Below are 15087 nucleotides of genomic sequence, written 5' to 3'. Positions count from 1 at the left end.
CATTCACAGAAGGATGCTGCAATCGCGGGGCGTACCCCGCGCGCAGATCAATGCTGTGAACGGCGCCGATAGGTTTCGATATGGTCGGTCAGTTTGGCAATCGCGCCATCCAGATCCCGTGCAAGCGACAGCTCACAGATTTCGCGATGCTCATCGATGATTTCCTGGGCACGGAAACCATGGGTTTTGAGTTCGATCACCACATAGCGGCGGAACTGATCGAAAATCTCGTGGTGCAGGCGCATATGCAGGTTCGACCCACAGGCCGAAATCAGCGCCTGATGAAATTCGCGGTCATACTGGCTCCAGCGCACGGTCAGTTCGCGGCTGTCACGGTCAAGCATCTGCTTTTCAACAGTGGAAAGCTTGTGATGGGCGGCCGCAACCCGGGCTTCCCATTCAACGTCGCCATGCTTGATCGAGGCCGCCAGACCATCGCGTTCAAGCAACAGTCGCATCGCCGTCAGTTCCATGAAGTTCGACGGCGATGTTTCAACAACACGGAAGCCCTTCTGGCCTTCGACAAACACAAAGCCCGACGCCACCAGACGATTAAGCACTTCACGCAGCGTGTTGACCCCGACGCTATAACGTTCGCGCAGCGCCTCGAGCTTAAGCTTCACGCCCGGCTGCAATTCGCCATACAAAATGTCATCGCGAATTTCGTTATAGACTGTCTCGGCAACGGTACTGCTGCTCATGGTCTTGGTCCCCTAGCCTGTCAATGCCTCGGGATAGGCATTGAAGTATTCGTCCCTCGCAGCGTCGGCATCAATCTCTGCCCCGCTGAAAACTTCAAATGCTTCAATACCCTGAAAGAAGAAGAGTTCAAAGCCGGTCATGACGTCGATCCCCGATTTGGCCGCAGCGCGCAGGAAGGCGGTTTGAACCGGGGTATAGACCGCATCAAACGCCCATTTCTGTCCACCAAACAGATCGGTATCAAACGGGCAGCCGGGATACTGGTTCATGCCAACCGGCGTGCAGTTGATCAAACCATCGGACGCGCGCACCGCATCAGAAAGGTCATCTTCACCGACAAAGGCCGCATTGGCATTGGCCGCAACAAGGGTTGCCACCAGTTCTTCACCGCGCGCGGCATCCTTGTCATGGATCAGGATCTTGTCCGCACCAAGCCCGCGCAGGCCAAACGCCGTGGCAAGGCCGACACCACCCGCCCCCATCTGCAAAACGGTTCCCGGCTTGGCATCGCCGAACTGTTTTTGATAGCCGCGCATGAAGCCGACAAAGTCGGTGTTATCCCCACGCCAGCCATCTTCGCGGAAGACAACGGTGTTTACCGAGCCCAGGGCTTCGGGCAGGCGTTTGCGCGGGGTGATCAGTTTGCGCGCACTTGTTTTGTACGGATGGGTCACATTGACCCCGGCATAGCCGGTTTCCGCACAGGTAGTCAGCTGCTTGATCAGGTCAAAATCCTTGATCACATCGCTGTCAAGATAGTCGTACGTGACATCCATACCGCACATACGGCCCAGCAATACGTGCAGTCGTGCCGACTGGCTCCGCGAAATGCCTTTACCAATAAGACCGAGTTTCAACATGGACAGGTATCCTAAAATCCAAACAGATCGGGCAAGAACGTAACGATGCCCGGTACAAAGGTGATGATCAGCAACACCGCCAGTTCAACGATAAAGAACGGCATGATCGCGCGGATCATTCGGGCCATACCGACGCCCGCAATCGCATCCGCAACAAACAAGCACAATCCCATCGGCGGCGTAATCAGGCCGATCATCAGGTTAAAGATCACGATGATCCCGAAATGGGTCGGATCAATGCCAAGGCTGATCGCGATCGGATGCAGGATCGGCACCAGCACCAGCATCGCAGCAATCCCTTCAAGCACCAGACCAACCGCCAAAAGCATCAGGTTGATCAGGATCAGGAAGGTGACCGGGCTGTCGACATAGCCCAGAACGAACTTGCTGACGGTCTGTGGAATACCGGCAAAGGTCATGAACCAGTTTGCCGCCGCCACCGTTGCCATGATGATCAGGATGCTTGATGAATCGCGCATCGCACCTGCGAAAATTGCCGGCAGATCGCCCGGTTTCAGTTCCCGGAATACGAACAGGCCAACAACCAGTGCATAGAACACAGCAAAGCTTGCCGCCTCGGTCGGGGTGACGATGCCAGCAAGGATCGAGCCGATGACAAAGACCGGCATGAACAGCGGAATAAGGCCGTTCCAGATCGCCTTGAGCTTCTCGCCCATATTCATGCGTTCGCGCGGCTTGGCGTGGTTTTTGACAAAGAAGCGCACATAAACCGACAACGCAATCGCCAGCAAAACACCGGGCACAATCCCGGCAAGGAATAAGGCCGGCACCGACACATTGGTGGTGATCAGCGCATAGATAATCACCGGAATGCTGGGCGGAATGATCGGACCGATGACCGATGATGCAGCCGTCAGGGCGGCGGCAAAATCACGCGGATAGCCTTCCTTTTCCATCGACGGAATAAAGATACGGCCAATTGCGGATGTATCAGCAACCGCAGATCCCGAAAGACCGGCAAAGATCACCGAGGACCAGATATTGACCTGGGCAAGACCGGCCTTGGCATGGCCTACAAGTGCATTGGCCAGATTGATCACACGCGATGTGATGCCACTGGCATTCATCAACTCGCCGGCCAGAACAAACAGCGGAATGGCAAGAATGGTAAAGCTGTCCATCCCGGCAAAAATACGCTGCGGCAGAAGATCAATGCCAAACGTGCCGGTACTGATATAGGCGACAATGCCAAGCGCGATCGCAAAGGCAACCGGTGCACCGATCGCAAGCAGTGCCAGAAGGGTGACGCCGGTAATCATGCTTCACCCCCGGTGGAATTCTTATTCAGACAAGATGCAAGGCGCAAAATGGCGGCAATCACCAGACAAACACCACCAACAGTGATGGCGATTTGCGCCCAATACATCTGAATGCCAATGCCAGAGGCAACAATACCGCCGCGCTTGGCAGCAAATACATAGCCTGCATAGGCAAGGATACCGCCCAGAACCAGCGTCGCGGCATCAACAATGATTGCGAGCTTGCGGCGGATGCGTGCGGGAATGGTATCAACAACAATGCTGAAAGTGATCTGGGTACCCTGCAGATAGGCATAGGCCACACCGAACATGCAGCCATAGATCATCGCATATTTCGCGATTTCTTCGCTCCATTGCAGCGGGGAAGAAAACAGATATCGGCTGACACTGCCGGCAAAAACGACACCAAAAACAATTAGGATACTTAATCCCGAAAGTCCGGCGAGCAAACGCTTGTAAGCATTCTCGGTGCGTTGCATGGGTTCCCCCGGATCGCTCTGAAAATTATTATGCTTTTATAAGCACGGTGGCGGGAAAAAAGGGCAGGTCAGGTGCAAGGAGGAGCACCCGACCCGCCAAACACCGATTACATTGAAGCTTCTGCTTCGGAAACGGCAGTTTGCAGTTTTTCGATCCATGCAGCATCGATCTCGCCCGAAAGCCATTCGATGACTGCCGGCTGAGCGGCATCACGGAACATCTTGAGCTGTTCGGCGGTCGGCGTGGTTACTTCCATGCCTTCCTCTGCCAGTTTGGCAACGCCTTCGGCAGAGTTGAACTGCTGAACCGCACGGCCAACGTTCGATGCAACACCGGCGGCGCGACGCAGAAGTGCCTGATCAGCCTCGGAAAGGTTCTGATAGATTGCTTCGTTGATCACGATGAAGTCGGTGCCATATACGTGACGGTCAAGCGTCAGATATTTCTGCATTTCATAGAACTTGTTGGCATAGATCACGCTGATCGGGTTTTCCTGACCGTCCACCGTACCAGTGGTCAGTGCGGTCGGGACTTCCGGCCACGGAATCGGGGTCGGTTCGCCACCAAGTGCCTTGACCATTTCCACGAACAGCGGAACGGTCATGACGCGAATTTTCAAGCCTTCCATGTCTTTCGGCTCGGAAATTGCACGCTGGGAGTTGGTGAAGTTACGGAAACCGGTTTCACCATAGGCCAGCGTACGCAGACCGGTTTTTTCCAGGCAGTGCGCGGCAAGTTCCTTGCCGAAATCACCATCCAGAACGTTCCAGGCAACGTTGGCATTCGGGAAAACATAAGGGATATCAAGAACGGCTGCCTCAGGGCAGACCTTGGAGAACGGACCCGATACCATCGACATGGCAAGCGTACCGTCCTGGGTATTCTGCAGCAGATCGGTTTCACCGCCCAGCGCACCGGCCGGGAACAGAGCGACCTCAATACGGCCAGCCGATTCTGCTTCGACAATGTTTTTAAAGACCTGTGACGCTGCACCTTTTTTCGAGGTGGTCCACTCTGCCGGGTCAACATGGGCAAAGTTCAGGGTCACATCGGCTGCCTGCGCGTTAAAACCAAATGACGCGGCGACCATTGAAGCGGCGCCAAACAAGGCACCTTTGGAAATCATCTTCATTTCTTCCTCCCGATATAAAACGACATCCGCGGACCGTGGTTGCTTTTGACACTCTTGTTCTTGGGCGGTCCCTGTTCGGAATTAGGATAATTTAAAAAACATAGGAGATTTTGTCAAATGTTCTATATTTTACCTGTAAGCCGCGTAAAATAAGGCCTTTGGCCCCGTTCGGATCGTTGCCATTCTCTGCGGCCAGTCCCGATCTTCCCGTCAAATTCCTGCCAAAAAGCGATGCTTTAACATCTATAAGCTTGGGGGAGGGCTGTCTGAATTTCAAACCAGTGACATCAAAAAACCTTGTCGCATCACAAGCATTCCAGTGACTTGGCAACAGATGCAATGGCCAGATGCCAGTTGCAAAACAGCTTGCTGTAAAGCAGGATATTTGTGCTACTTTGGCATTCGAATTCTGCGATTCGCCCGCTGAAACGAAACCATTTTCAAAGTGAACCCCGTGAACAGTGTAACCGGCCCAAAATCACCGCAACTTGCGAAGATTGCTTCGCGCATTCTGGCAGGCAGCTTCCTGTTTGAGGATCTGGACCCCGAACTGTTGGAGCAACTGTCAAACCAGGCGACTGTGCGCCGGTTCGACGATGGCCAGTTGCTGTTTGAAAAGGGTGCACCGGCAGACGGGCTTTATGCGGTCGAGGCCGGCAAGGTTCGCATTTCATCGGTTTCGGAAACCGGCAAGGAAATCGTGCTTAACGTTTTGGCCCCCGGTGCGGTATTTGGCGAAATCGCATTGCTGGATGGCGAACCGCGCACGGCGACCGCCCGCGCAGTTGGCCCGACCCGGACACTTTTCATTTCGCGCGATGACTTCTTTGAAATCTTTGACCGCGAAGCCCCGCTGCGCCGTCACATCACCGCCCTTTTGTGTCGTCGTCTGCGCTGGGTCAGTGACCTGCTTGAAGATGCCAACTTCCTTGATCTGACCGCACGTCTGATCAAGCGCATCTTGTGGCTGGCCGAACGTCATGGCGGCCCGGACCCGGAAGGCATTCGCATTGCCCTGCCGCTGTCGCAGCAGGAACTGGGCCTGATGCTGGGTGTGACCCGTGAAGCGGTGAACAAGAAGCTGCGCGAACTTGAAAAACAGGGGATGATCACGCGCCGTGATGGTCGACTGGTCGTCAAGGACAGCGAAGGGCTGAAACAACTTCTTGCTGATGCCGTCAAAAACTGAGCCTTCCGAGTCAATTTTTGAACGCCTTGTCGCCCGCGAAGAAAAGCGCGGGCTGATCCTTGTTGCCTTCTTACGCATCTGCCTTCTGGCGTTCATCCTGCTTTTGTTTAGCAAACCTGATTCGCCCACCGGCAAGCTTTACACATTGCTTGAGGTCCTCGGCTGGTTCATTCCCGGTGTGTTCGTTCAGCTTTTCGTCGCCTTTCGGGGCGGCAAATCATACTGGATGATCTATCTGCTGGCGGTGATTGACGCGGTTCTGATTGTTTATGTCTCGGTTGTGCCCGATCCGCTTAATCCGTTGCTGGATCATCCGGCATGGCTTTATGGCTTTGTCGTACGTGACCGTGGCGTGGTCTTTTCGATGATCATGATGGCAATCATCATCATGACCTTTTCGCCGCGCCTGATCCTGTGGTTCGGCTTCTGGCTGTTTGCGTCATGGTGCGGGGCGATCTGGTGGCTGATGACGCGGCCCGGGGTGATTGTTTCCCAGCATTTCGGCGATGAATGGAACCCGAGCCAACAAGAAATCATTGATACCTATAACCTGCCGGAATTTGTCGATATCTCGGCCCTTGCCGAACAGGTGATCATTGTCATCGTCTTTACATTGGCCTGTGCGGTGATGGTTTCGCGTTTGCGGGTTTTGATTAACCAGTCGGCGGCGTCCGAACGCGCGCATGGCAATCTGGCACGATACTTCCCGATCGCCCTTGCCGATCAGTTGGCCGATCGTGATGAACCGATCCGTGTGGGTGAACGCCGCGAATGCGTTATTCTGTTTGCCGATGTTATTGGCTTTTCACGCTTTGCCGAAAAGCGCGACCCGCAGGAAGTCATGCGGTTCCTCAACCAGTTCCATCACATCGCAACGTCGCAAATCGGTGCCTATGGCGGCATTGTTGAAAAATATATCGGTGATGCGGTGATGGCGAGTTTCGCGGCCTTCGACGATCTTGAAAACCCGGCGGCCAATGCATTTTGTGCCGCACAGGCAATCATCGCCCAGGTCGCCGAATGGCAGGCCCGGTCCCCGGCAAATGGCGGCGAACCGCTTGAAATCGGGGTTGGCCTTAATTTCGGCCCGGCCGTTGTCGGAGATATCGGCCAACGCGAAGCGGTCACCCCCGCCGTCATCGGCGCCACGGTTAATCTGGCGGCCCGCCTTGAAAAGGCCACCCGCGAACTTGGCAGCGATACGGTCATGAGCGAACAATTCGCCAACCGCCTGCGTAAAGAGGCCCCGGTTGCCGGACCGATCCTTCTTGCCCGTTATGCACAAACGCAAACAATTCAGGTCAAAGGGTTTAGTGAACCTGTCGGGGTCCGCTTTAACGGCTGCTAAATAAACTGCTAATAGAATGTCTTCCGGTCTGCCAAGCCCTTGAATATCCGGCAAACCAATCCAAAGTGCTTTGATATTTCTGGTGCAGCATGAAAACGGATCAGCAGGAGGACGCGATGGCGACCGAAAAAGGCGCGAACCCGACGGCCAAGGGGCCCGTCCCGTCCGCCGTAAAACTGACCACCCTGTTTGGCGAACGCGAATTCGCCTGGGACAAGGCCATTTACTTCCCGGCCGGGCTTAAGGGCTTTCCTGATCATAACGTCTTTGCGCTGGCAAGCTTCCCGGGGGAAAGCGGCAATGCGTTTCTTTTGATGCAATGCCTGACCGAACCGGAACTGGCCTTTATCGTTGCGCCCTATAACCTTGAAAGCGATACGATCCGGCCCGAACACCTTGAACAGGGCTTTGGCATTCACGGCATCAAAAAGGAAGATGGCGCGGTGTTGCTGATTGTGACCCTGCACAAGCCCGATGACGGCCCGGTCAGCATGTCGGTCAATCTGCGCGCGCCGATCATTATTGATACCGCCCGTCAGGCCGCCTATCAGCATCACCTGCCCGAGGTCGGCGGATATTCTTTCCACCACGTTCTGAGCTAAGCATAAGCCCCTTCGTCAGATCCTGACGTTTTGCTGCGCATCGAATTGCGCCGGCCAACACTTGCGTGCGTTGGCACAACGCGTTTATGCGTCTTGCCTGAAATTATCCCTGCATGTCCTTGATCCTGCCATCTTTTCACGCAAAGGTGGCAATCAGAGCAAATTGCATAGCCCCACTTCATCATGACAAAAGGGATCGGGAATGACAGCAGCATTGCGCAATCGTTTTGCACTCGCCGCCTTGTTGGGATCAGCGGTATTTTTCGGACCGGATGCTGAGCCTGCCCGCGCGCAAAGCCCGTCCGTCGGACTATCAGCCGACAACCGCACCAGCCTGCAGCTGACGGTTTATCCCGGCAACCTTTCGCTGATTACCGAAAAACGCGATGCGGCCATTCCCGCAGGCCAAAGTACACTTCGCATTGATGGCCTGCCCCAGACCATCATGAATGACTCCTTCCTGCTCGGCACTGCCAAGGATGCCGATCTTGTCTGGACGTCCTTGCGCAATCGCGGCAACGGATCAAACGCCATCGACGACCTTGTGCGTGATCAGATCGGCAAGACCGTCACCATTCGCCGTGACGATGACCTGATTGAAGGCACCCTTGTCGCGGTAAGCCATGTTGCCCTGATTGAAACCGATGCCGGTTTGGAACAGGTGCCGCTTGATCAGGTGATTGTTTCCGAACTGCCCGATGGCTTTACCACCAGCCCGACCCTTGATGCGGATATCGCGACCGGTACCGCGCTTGACCACGTTTCCATGGCTTATCTTCTGGGCGGGATCGGTTGGAACACGTCCTATACCGCCTATTATGACCGTGCAGAAAACAGCCTGAAACTGACAGCAATCGCCAAGGTCATGAACGGATCGGGCAGCGATTATGACAATGCGTCCTTGCGTCTGGTCGCCGGTGACCCCAACCGGGTGCAGCAGCCCCCGATGGCCAAGGCCGCACGCACCGAAATGATGATGTCGGTCATGGCCGATGGCGCTGCGCCTTCTGCTGGCGCACCGGACCGGGCAAGCTTTGAAAACCTGCATGTTTATGGCCCGTTTGACGGCCTGTCGATGCAGGATGGCGATACGGTGATCTTGCCGTTGCTCGACCCACAGGTCCTGCCGGTCAAACGCCACGCGATCTTCCAGGCATCAAGCAGCGTCTATAATATGGCGCAAAATGACACCAACGATTTCGTCCGCCCGGATCTTGAAATCGACATCACCAACGAAGGCGGCAAAGACGCCAAAAGCCCGTGGCCGGATGGCATTGTGCGCATCTATGCCCAAACTCCGGCAGGCGATACCGGCTATCTTTCCGAAGACATGATTTCGCTGACCCCGGTTGGCCGTGATGCGACCCTGCGTCTGGGCAAGGCCAGCGACCTGAACGGCACGCGTAATGTCACCTCGTTTGACCGCAAGGCACGCCCGAACCTGCCAGACGCGATCAAGGCAGATCTGAAATGGACCATCCGCAATACCAGTGACCGCGTCGAAACCGTCACCGTCCGTGAAGACCTGCCAACGGATTGGAAAGTCACGGCCGAAAGCCACAAGCACGAACGCGACCAGCCCGGCCAGATCAGCTGGGACATCGACGTTCCGGCAAATGGTGAAGTGACGTTGACCTGGTCGGTGGCAAGCACCCGCTGATCACCAAATCCATGCATTGGAACGGCCACAGGGAAACGTCCTTGTGGCCGTTTTTCTTTGCTCAGGATTTGCCGCGTGCAGTGTAAAACGCCTTGGCCAGTGGTAACAAAACATTGGCATCGGGCAACTGACCCGTCCGGTTGCACAGATCGGCATAGATACAGATCAGCTTGGTCAGAAGGACAAACGCATCCTGATTGCGCATCCCGGCAAAGGCACCCAGCACTTTGACCGCATCGCATGCCGCATCGCGCGCCAGATCAAGCTTGCCCGCCCCTTGCAGGGCCAGAACAAGCGCGGCCAATGAATAGCCAAGATCCAACCGTTCCTTGTCATCCTTGCGCCCGACACAATTGCGCAAGCGGTCCTGGCGCAGTTCGACGGCCTGACAGGCGGCATCCACCGCCCAGTCCCATTCACCGGCCTCAATCTCAAGCGCGGCCCGGTTATTGAGGCTAAGTGCCAACCCCGCCACCGCTGCATCACGTGCCGTCGGCAAATGCAGCGCGAAAATTGCATCGGCGGCATCAAACAGCGCCAATGCTTCTTCACGCTGATCGGGACGATGATTGCTGGCCATTCCGAGATACAGCCGCGCGACCGCCAGCGAGTTGGGATCGGTTTTTTCAAGATAGGACAAGCGCAACGCATATTCTTCGTCCGTATTGTCCGTCATCCTGATCCCGCCACCTCGTTTTGCCGTCTCAAGGGCCCGATGACCCGTGCAAGAAAAAGACGTTTGGCAACCCCACCTTGTGAAGGACGGGCAATCAGCGATAAGCTGTTTCCCTCGGTCTGGCAGGCTGCTAGACAATCAGGATCAGATTTGCCCCAAAATCCGGAAACAAGCCCCAAATGAGCAGTTCCAGCGAAACCCTGCGCGCCCTTTACGGCACATGGCGTCTTGCCCGTGGCGATACCCAGGGTCTTGGATTTTTTAATTTTTCGATCGAGGGATTCTGGCGTTCGTTTCTGGCGGCAGTAATTGTGTTTCCGGCCTTTGCGATGTTGCGCTGGAACGACATTTTCGATGCCCCGGACGACTTCCCGGCGATGCGTTACATGCTGGTCGAAGTCATTGCCTATGTCATCAAATGGGTCGCCTTCCCACTGATCATGTTCCACGTCATCCCGATGCTGGGCCGTGCGGAACGTTATATCGCGTTTATCACGGTCTATAACTGGGCAAGCGTGCTTCAGATGGGGCTGTATCTGGCGGCCTTGATGCTGGGGGTGTTGTTCCCGTCGCTAGGCGCCGGTGGCTTTGTCTTTATCGCGGTGATCGCAACACTGGTGTATGGCGTCTATATCGCCAAGTTGACCCTGTCGGTCCCGATCCCGACCGCCAGCACCATTGTTCTCGCCGACTTCCTGTTGTCGCTGGTGATCACATCAATCGGTATCCGTCTGGCCGTCGGGCAGTTATTCTAAAACAATTGAAAACTTAAAAACAAAATCGCTTCAGGGAGAAACCCATCATGAAACCTGTTCTTGCCGTCACCCGCCGATTACCCGATGCCGTCGCCAAGCGTGCTGCTGATAGTTACGACATCCGCACTCAGGAAGATGACGATCCCCTGACCCGGGCCGAAATCCTGGCGCTGTGTCATGGCGCGGATGCCGCCCTTGTTTCGGTGGGCGATCCGATTGATGCCGAGTTTTTCGATCATCTTTCCGACAGTGTCAAAATCATCGCCACCTTTTCGGTCGGGACCGATCATATCGATCTGGCCGCAGCCAGGAAAAAGGGCGTGATCATCGGCAACACACCAGGCGTTCTGACCGATGCCACCGCCGATATTGCCTGGCTTTTGATCCTTGGGGCTGCCCGCCGTGCGAGCGAAGGGGAGGCCGAAGTCCGCAATGCCACCTGGTCAAGCTGGCGGCCGACCCATTTGATGGGCACACAAGTCACCGGCAAGAAACTCGGCATCGTTGGCATGGGCCGCATTGGTCAGGCAGTCGCCAAGCGCGCCCGCGGGTTTGACATGGACATCCATTATTACAACCGCCGCCAGTTGCCCGCCGATCAGGAAATGGGCGCGACCTATCACGACAGTATCGAGGGCCTTCTGCCCCATTGTGATTTCCTGTCGCTGCATTGCCCGTCAACGCCCGAAACGCGCGGCATGGTCAATGCAGATTTCATTGCCAAGCTGCCCGACGGGGCGATAATCGTGAACACCGCGCGCGGCGATGTCGTCAATGATCAGGACCTGATTGCCGCCCTGAAATCGGGCAAACTGACCGCGGCGGGCCTCGATGTTTTTGCCGGGGAGCCGAATATCGAACCAGCCTATCGCGATCTTGCCAATACCTTCCTTCTGCCGCATCTGGGATCGGCGACAGTTGAAACCCGCAATGCCATGGGATTCCGCGCGCTTGATAACATTGATGCCTTTGTCGCCGGCAAGGACGTGCCATTTACGGTCACAACTTAGCCCGACAACCCCTGTTCAGATTAGTGACTTCTGCCGGTTTTTATCGGATTGAAGGACTATCTCAAAAGTATTGAACGCTAAGCGCCCTGTTTTAACAGGGCACTTTTTCAAGCTTGACTGAGCTTTTCTCAGTTCAGTCTTTTTTAGCTCACAAATAGGCGGAAGGTATTTTGGGCCTAGAATTATTTCCTGCAATGAGAACATGCCTTCAAAAGGAGCAAAGTGCAGTCCATTTTCCTTAATAACTTCCTCATCTTTAAGCCTATAGAACACCCTCTTTTCCGCCTCATACTCCCAATGAGAGAACTTTGTCGTAAGCAGTGGAGATTCTCCTTTATCTTTCCATTGGGTGTGAGCAGACAATAATTGTTCACGCGTCATGACCTGACGTTCGTTGACATAGTTAATTTCTAACAAAAACTCGTCTGGAACTTCAAAACCCAAGCAAATTCCCGTGTATTTTTCGGCGTAGTGACTCCAAATAACTGGGTTTTTCCTATTTCTGCAGAATGATACAAATCCTAATTGCTTAGGTAGATCATTCCTCCAATCCTCAAGGTTTCTGCGCAAAGTGCGATCTGACGTTCCGATTGCCCGAAATTCAAACGGATCGTTTATGTCTGATAGCGTAGTAAGCTTGAGTCTTTTGTGAATTATCGCTTCCCAAGCCCAGTTGGCAGGATAGTATTTGTAAACACGCATAAGTTCATACTCTCAGCGAAGTTTTACTATTACCCCAGATCGCTTTCCTCACCCGCGGGCAGGATACAGGCGATCTTGCGGCCATCGCGGCTGATCTTCACACGTCCACCATGGATTTCGACCACGGCACGGACCATCGCCATGCCAAGCGCACGGCGGGCCGATGGGGATTCGCCTTCGCGCAGGCCTTCAAACAGCATCGGTTGCGGGGCTTCGTCCGACAGCGAGATCGAAATTTCGATATCCTCGCCACTACGCTTTGCCACCACGGAAACCTCGCTACCTTCGGGTGCTGTGCGCAGCACATTGGTTACCAGAATGAACAAGGCCTGTTTCAGGCGGCGTTCATCGGCCACCATCCAGCCGATCTGACGGGAACAATAAAGACGCAGCGACACATTAAGCTCCGCCAAGCGCGCCCGTGTCAGGGCTTCGAGGGAGCGCAGCAAACGCCGTGGATCGACGGTATCAAGTTCAAGGGCGACCTGCCCCGATCCAAGGGTTGCCAGATCGCGCATGTCATCAACCAGCGCCAGCATGCTTTGTGCTTCAGTCCGGATGGTTTCAACCGAGCGCGCCACATTGCCGGTCAGGTGCGGGATCAATCGATCAGATTCGCCATTAATGTGATCCAGCGGCTTGGTCAGTTCGCGCGATACGGTCGAAATGAAGTCGGACTTCATCTGGTCGGCGGTGCGCAGGGCCTCGTTGCGTTCACGCAGCGCACGTTCAACCCGGATGGTGTCGGTGACATCGATATAGGACATCATCACCGCCCCGTCGGGCAGCGGCACGATGGCAAAATCAACAATCGAATTATCGGCGCGTTCCAACCGGCCATTCATCGGTTCATGGTTGGTGATGCGCGCGACCATGCGGTTCTTGAATTTTTCCCAATCGTCGCGTTCGCGCCAATACTCCTTGGATTTCTCGACCACATCACCCAGATGCGGCGCGACATCAAGGAAGGTGCTTTCAAGGCCCCAAAGATCGGCAAAGCCATGGTTATAAAGCCGCAGACGCCCATCGCCACTGATCACGCCAACCGCCTCATGCAGGCTTTCAAGCGTTTCACGCTGAACCGCGATCAGGGTGTTGTACGAACTTTCCAGAACCAGCTTGTCAGTGACGTCCTCATAGACAAACATCAGCCCGCCAAACGGATGGGGCGAGATGAAACGACGCAACGTCATGCCATTTGGCAGATGCATCAGGTCTTCTTCAGGTTTGAGAAGATCGGTAAAGCGCTGGTTTTCGGTATTGCGGAACTGGGCGAAATCGGTGACTTCGGGCAGTTTGCGTTCATCGCGCAGACGCCGCAAAACATCATCATGGGTCGGCTCGGTCCAAAGCCATTCGTCATCAAGATCCCAAAGCTTGGTGAACGCGGTGTTAAAGAAAATAAGCCCCTTATCCCCGCCATAAACCGCAATCGCAGTACCCAGGTTTTCAAGCACCTCGGCATGGGCGCGGATGTGGCGCGACAGATCGGACTGCAATTCTTCGACCGGGGTGCAATCAATCGCAAAACCGATCAGGCCGTCGGGCTCGTTCGCCGCCCCGCCCGGCATTTCGGTAATGCGCAGCAATTTGCGATCACCACGAATAACAACGTGGAAATCGCGGGTCAGGCTTTCATTATTGCGCTGAACCGATGCCGCCAGTGATCGCCCGTGATCGGGAATCACCCCCGCACCAATTTCGGCCTGTGCGGCCAGGGCATCCTCAATCGTTTGATATTCGACCGCATCGGCATAGGCGATGTTGCAATCAATCAGGCGCAGTTCGCTATCGCGGCGCCAGACCGGGAAGGGCAAGCTATCAAGCAACTGCCGCAGGCCCGATACCTCGTGTTTAAGCAGCTGAAAATCGCCAAACTGGTTTTCACGTTCGCGCGAATGGCGGGTTTCATCGCGGAACCACAACCCATGCGCCAGTACGTCCGATGACCGGTCCTTACGCGCGGCCATGCCGGTCACGTGGAATTTTCGCTCATCGACCGTGGTGATCCACAGCTCAAACCGGTCATGCCCGGTCTTGAGGTTCCGCACCCGTTCCTTGAGTGCTGCGGCATCTTCATCGCGCAACAAATCCAGCAGATCGGGAAAGCGTCCATCCTGACCAAGCTGGAAGGCCCGTTTGAGCGATGGGCTGGCCCCCTCGGCAAAGCCATGGCGGCTCCAATAGTAAACCGGGTCGGGTCCGGCAAACAAAAGCTGGGTGAAAAGCTCTGTCTCACCCGCCAGTTCGTGTTCGTGATCTTCGACTTCTTCAAGGTGACGACGCATGCGCAGCGACAACCGCCAACCAACCCAACCGGCAATCGCCGCACCACCGACGGCGGCCAAGCCAACCACCAGCCAGTCGCGGTCACTCAGGCCCGCCAGGCTCCCGAAAATCGTCGCGCCAATGCCATCGGCCTGAGCCACAGCGGGAGTCGCACCCTCCGCTGTGTTTGTTGTGGTATTGAGGCGAAATTTTTCCTGGGCCTGCACGGTTATCGACAGACCAAACGTGGCAACCATCGCACCCGTGCTGCGCCAAAAGGCCGGGCGCGCCAAATCAGACAGTCTGCGCATGATCGCCACTGTCTTTTTGCCTGCGCAAAGCTGTGTGGATGCCTGTTCGGATGCTCGCCGTGTCACGTGTTGTTAACCGTTTGTGTTTATGAGCTATTATTATGGTGAAAAC

The 15087-nt window shown here is 55.3% G+C and carries 14 protein-coding genes; 6 read left to right on the top strand and 8 right to left on the bottom strand.

Features of this window, described 5'->3' with window-relative positions; all coding sequences use genetic code 11:
* Window positions 1–47 precede the first annotated feature (47 nt).
* The 5 genes from IT893_RS00500 to IT893_RS00480 all read right to left on the bottom strand — a co-directional run bounded on the left by IT893_RS00500 (window position 48) and on the right by IT893_RS00480 (window position 4454).
* A complete protein-coding gene (locus IT893_RS00500; protein ID WP_063085768.1) occupies window positions 48–701 on the bottom strand; it encodes a GntR family transcriptional regulator in 654 nt (217 codons plus the stop codon).
* Between the two features lie 12 nt (window positions 702–713).
* Complete coding sequence (locus tag IT893_RS00495) at window positions 714–1562, bottom strand: shikimate dehydrogenase (RefSeq protein ID WP_008889076.1); 849 nt, start codon at window positions 1560–1562, stop codon at window positions 714–716.
* Window positions 1563–1573: 11 nt separating this feature from the next.
* Window positions 1574–2842 (bottom strand): TRAP transporter large permease, encoded by a 1269-nt coding sequence (locus IT893_RS00490; RefSeq protein ID WP_064788160.1) that lies wholly within the window; start codon window positions 2840–2842, stop codon window positions 1574–1576.
* On the bottom strand, window positions 2839–3321 hold the full coding sequence (locus IT893_RS00485) for a TRAP transporter small permease (RefSeq protein ID WP_008889074.1): 483 nt from the start codon (window positions 3319–3321) through the stop codon (window positions 2839–2841). Before IT893_RS00485 ends, IT893_RS00490 begins: the two co-directional genes overlap by 4 nt.
* A gap of 107 nt (window positions 3322–3428) precedes the next feature.
* The gene (locus tag IT893_RS00480; RefSeq protein WP_063085780.1) at window positions 3429–4454 is read right to left on the bottom strand and encodes a DctP family TRAP transporter solute-binding subunit; all 1026 of its coding nucleotides are present in this window, start codon (window positions 4452–4454) and stop codon (window positions 3429–3431) included.
* Between the two features lie 454 nt (window positions 4455–4908).
* Between IT893_RS00480 and IT893_RS00475 the strand changes: the two genes are divergently transcribed.
* From IT893_RS00475 to IT893_RS00460, 4 genes are all read left to right on the top strand, one after another.
* Window positions 4909–5643 carry a Crp/Fnr family transcriptional regulator gene (locus IT893_RS00475; RefSeq protein WP_008889072.1) on the top strand — a complete coding sequence of 245 codons (735 nt, stop codon included), beginning with the start codon at window positions 4909–4911 and terminating at the stop codon, window positions 5641–5643.
* Window positions 5627–6991: an adenylate/guanylate cyclase domain-containing protein gene (locus IT893_RS00470; RefSeq protein ID WP_197146484.1), complete on the top strand. Its 1365-nt coding sequence runs from the start codon at window positions 5627–5629 to the stop codon at window positions 6989–6991. The genes IT893_RS00475 and IT893_RS00470 overlap by 17 nt, the downstream gene beginning before the upstream one ends.
* 116 nt (window positions 6992–7107) lie before the next feature.
* Window positions 7108–7593, top strand: a complete 486-nt coding sequence (gene fliW / locus IT893_RS00465) for a flagellar assembly protein FliW (protein WP_008889070.1) — start codon at window positions 7108–7110, stop codon at window positions 7591–7593.
* A 202-nt stretch (window positions 7594–7795) separates the two neighbouring features.
* Entirely contained in the window at window positions 7796–9253 is a 1458-nt protein-coding gene (locus tag IT893_RS00460) for a DUF4139 domain-containing protein (RefSeq protein ID WP_197146483.1), read from the top strand.
* Window positions 9254–9314: 61 nt separating this feature from the next.
* On the opposite strand, the gene IT893_RS00455 is transcribed toward IT893_RS00460, so the two are convergent.
* A complete protein-coding gene (locus IT893_RS00455) occupies window positions 9315–9929 on the bottom strand; it encodes a hypothetical protein (RefSeq protein WP_197146482.1) in 615 nt (204 codons plus the stop codon).
* Between the two features lie 179 nt (window positions 9930–10108).
* On the opposite strand from IT893_RS00455, the gene IT893_RS00450 reads away from it, so the two are divergent.
* Window positions 10109–10684 (top strand): hypothetical protein, encoded by a 576-nt coding sequence (locus tag IT893_RS00450; RefSeq protein ID WP_197146481.1) that lies wholly within the window; start codon window positions 10109–10111, stop codon window positions 10682–10684.
* 47 nt (window positions 10685–10731) lie between these two features.
* Complete coding sequence (locus IT893_RS00445) at window positions 10732–11694, top strand: D-glycerate dehydrogenase (protein ID WP_197146480.1); 963 nt, start codon at window positions 10732–10734, stop codon at window positions 11692–11694.
* 15 nt (window positions 11695–11709) lie between these two features.
* Here the strand turns inward: IT893_RS00445 and IT893_RS00440 are convergent, their stop codons facing one another.
* The gene (locus IT893_RS00440) at window positions 11710–12396 is read right to left on the bottom strand and encodes a DUF2971 domain-containing protein (protein ID WP_197146479.1); all 687 of its coding nucleotides are present in this window, start codon (window positions 12394–12396) and stop codon (window positions 11710–11712) included.
* A gap of 29 nt (window positions 12397–12425) precedes the next feature.
* Window positions 12426–14975 carry a PAS domain-containing sensor histidine kinase gene (locus IT893_RS00435; protein WP_197146478.1) on the bottom strand — a complete coding sequence of 850 codons (2550 nt, stop codon included), beginning with the start codon at window positions 14973–14975 and terminating at the stop codon, window positions 12426–12428.
* Between the last annotated feature and the right edge of the window lie 112 nt (window positions 14976–15087).

This window comes from Thalassospira sp. A40-3, assembly GCF_015871485.1.
GTDB lineage: Bacteria > Pseudomonadota > Alphaproteobacteria > Rhodospirillales > Thalassospiraceae > Thalassospira > Thalassospira tepidiphila.
Note: the sequence above shows the minus strand (reverse complement) of the source record. Positions and strands in the feature narration are given on the sequence as shown.

Bases quoted from the DNA above. Each gene is read 5' to 3' on its own strand.
- IT893_RS00455 (WP_197146482.1), bottom strand. From the start codon at position 9,929: ATGACGGACAATACGGACGAAGAATATGCGTTGCGCTTGTCCTATCTT.
- IT893_RS00485 (WP_008889074.1), bottom strand. From the start codon at position 3,321: ATGCAACGCACCGAGAATGCTTACAAGCGTTTGCTCGCCGGACTTTCG.
- IT893_RS00435 (WP_197146478.1), bottom strand. From the start codon at position 14,975: ATGCGCAGACTGTCTGATTTGGCGCGCCCGGCCTTTTGGCGCAGCACG.
- IT893_RS00460 (WP_197146483.1), top strand. From the start codon at position 7,796: ATGACAGCAGCATTGCGCAATCGTTTTGCACTCGCCGCCTTGTTGGGA.
- IT893_RS00450 (WP_197146481.1), top strand. From the start codon at position 10,109: ATGAGCAGTTCCAGCGAAACCCTGCGCGCCCTTTACGGCACATGGCGT.
- IT893_RS00480 (WP_063085780.1), bottom strand. From the start codon at position 4,454: ATGAAGATGATTTCCAAAGGTGCCTTGTTTGGCGCCGCTTCAATGGTC.
- IT893_RS00490 (WP_064788160.1), bottom strand. From the start codon at position 2,842: ATGATTACCGGCGTCACCCTTCTGGCACTGCTTGCGATCGGTGCACCG.
- IT893_RS00500 (WP_063085768.1), bottom strand. From the start codon at position 701: ATGAGCAGCAGTACCGTTGCCGAGACAGTCTATAACGAAATTCGCGAT.
- IT893_RS00495 (WP_008889076.1), bottom strand. From the start codon at position 1,562: ATGTTGAAACTCGGTCTTATTGGTAAAGGCATTTCGCGGAGCCAGTCG.
- IT893_RS00470 (WP_197146484.1), top strand. From the start codon at position 5,627: ATGCCGTCAAAAACTGAGCCTTCCGAGTCAATTTTTGAACGCCTTGTC.
- IT893_RS00445 (WP_197146480.1), top strand. From the start codon at position 10,732: ATGAAACCTGTTCTTGCCGTCACCCGCCGATTACCCGATGCCGTCGCC.
- fliW (WP_008889070.1), top strand. From the start codon at position 7,108: ATGGCGACCGAAAAAGGCGCGAACCCGACGGCCAAGGGGCCCGTCCCG.
- IT893_RS00440 (WP_197146479.1), bottom strand. From the start codon at position 12,396: ATGCGTGTTTACAAATACTATCCTGCCAACTGGGCTTGGGAAGCGATA.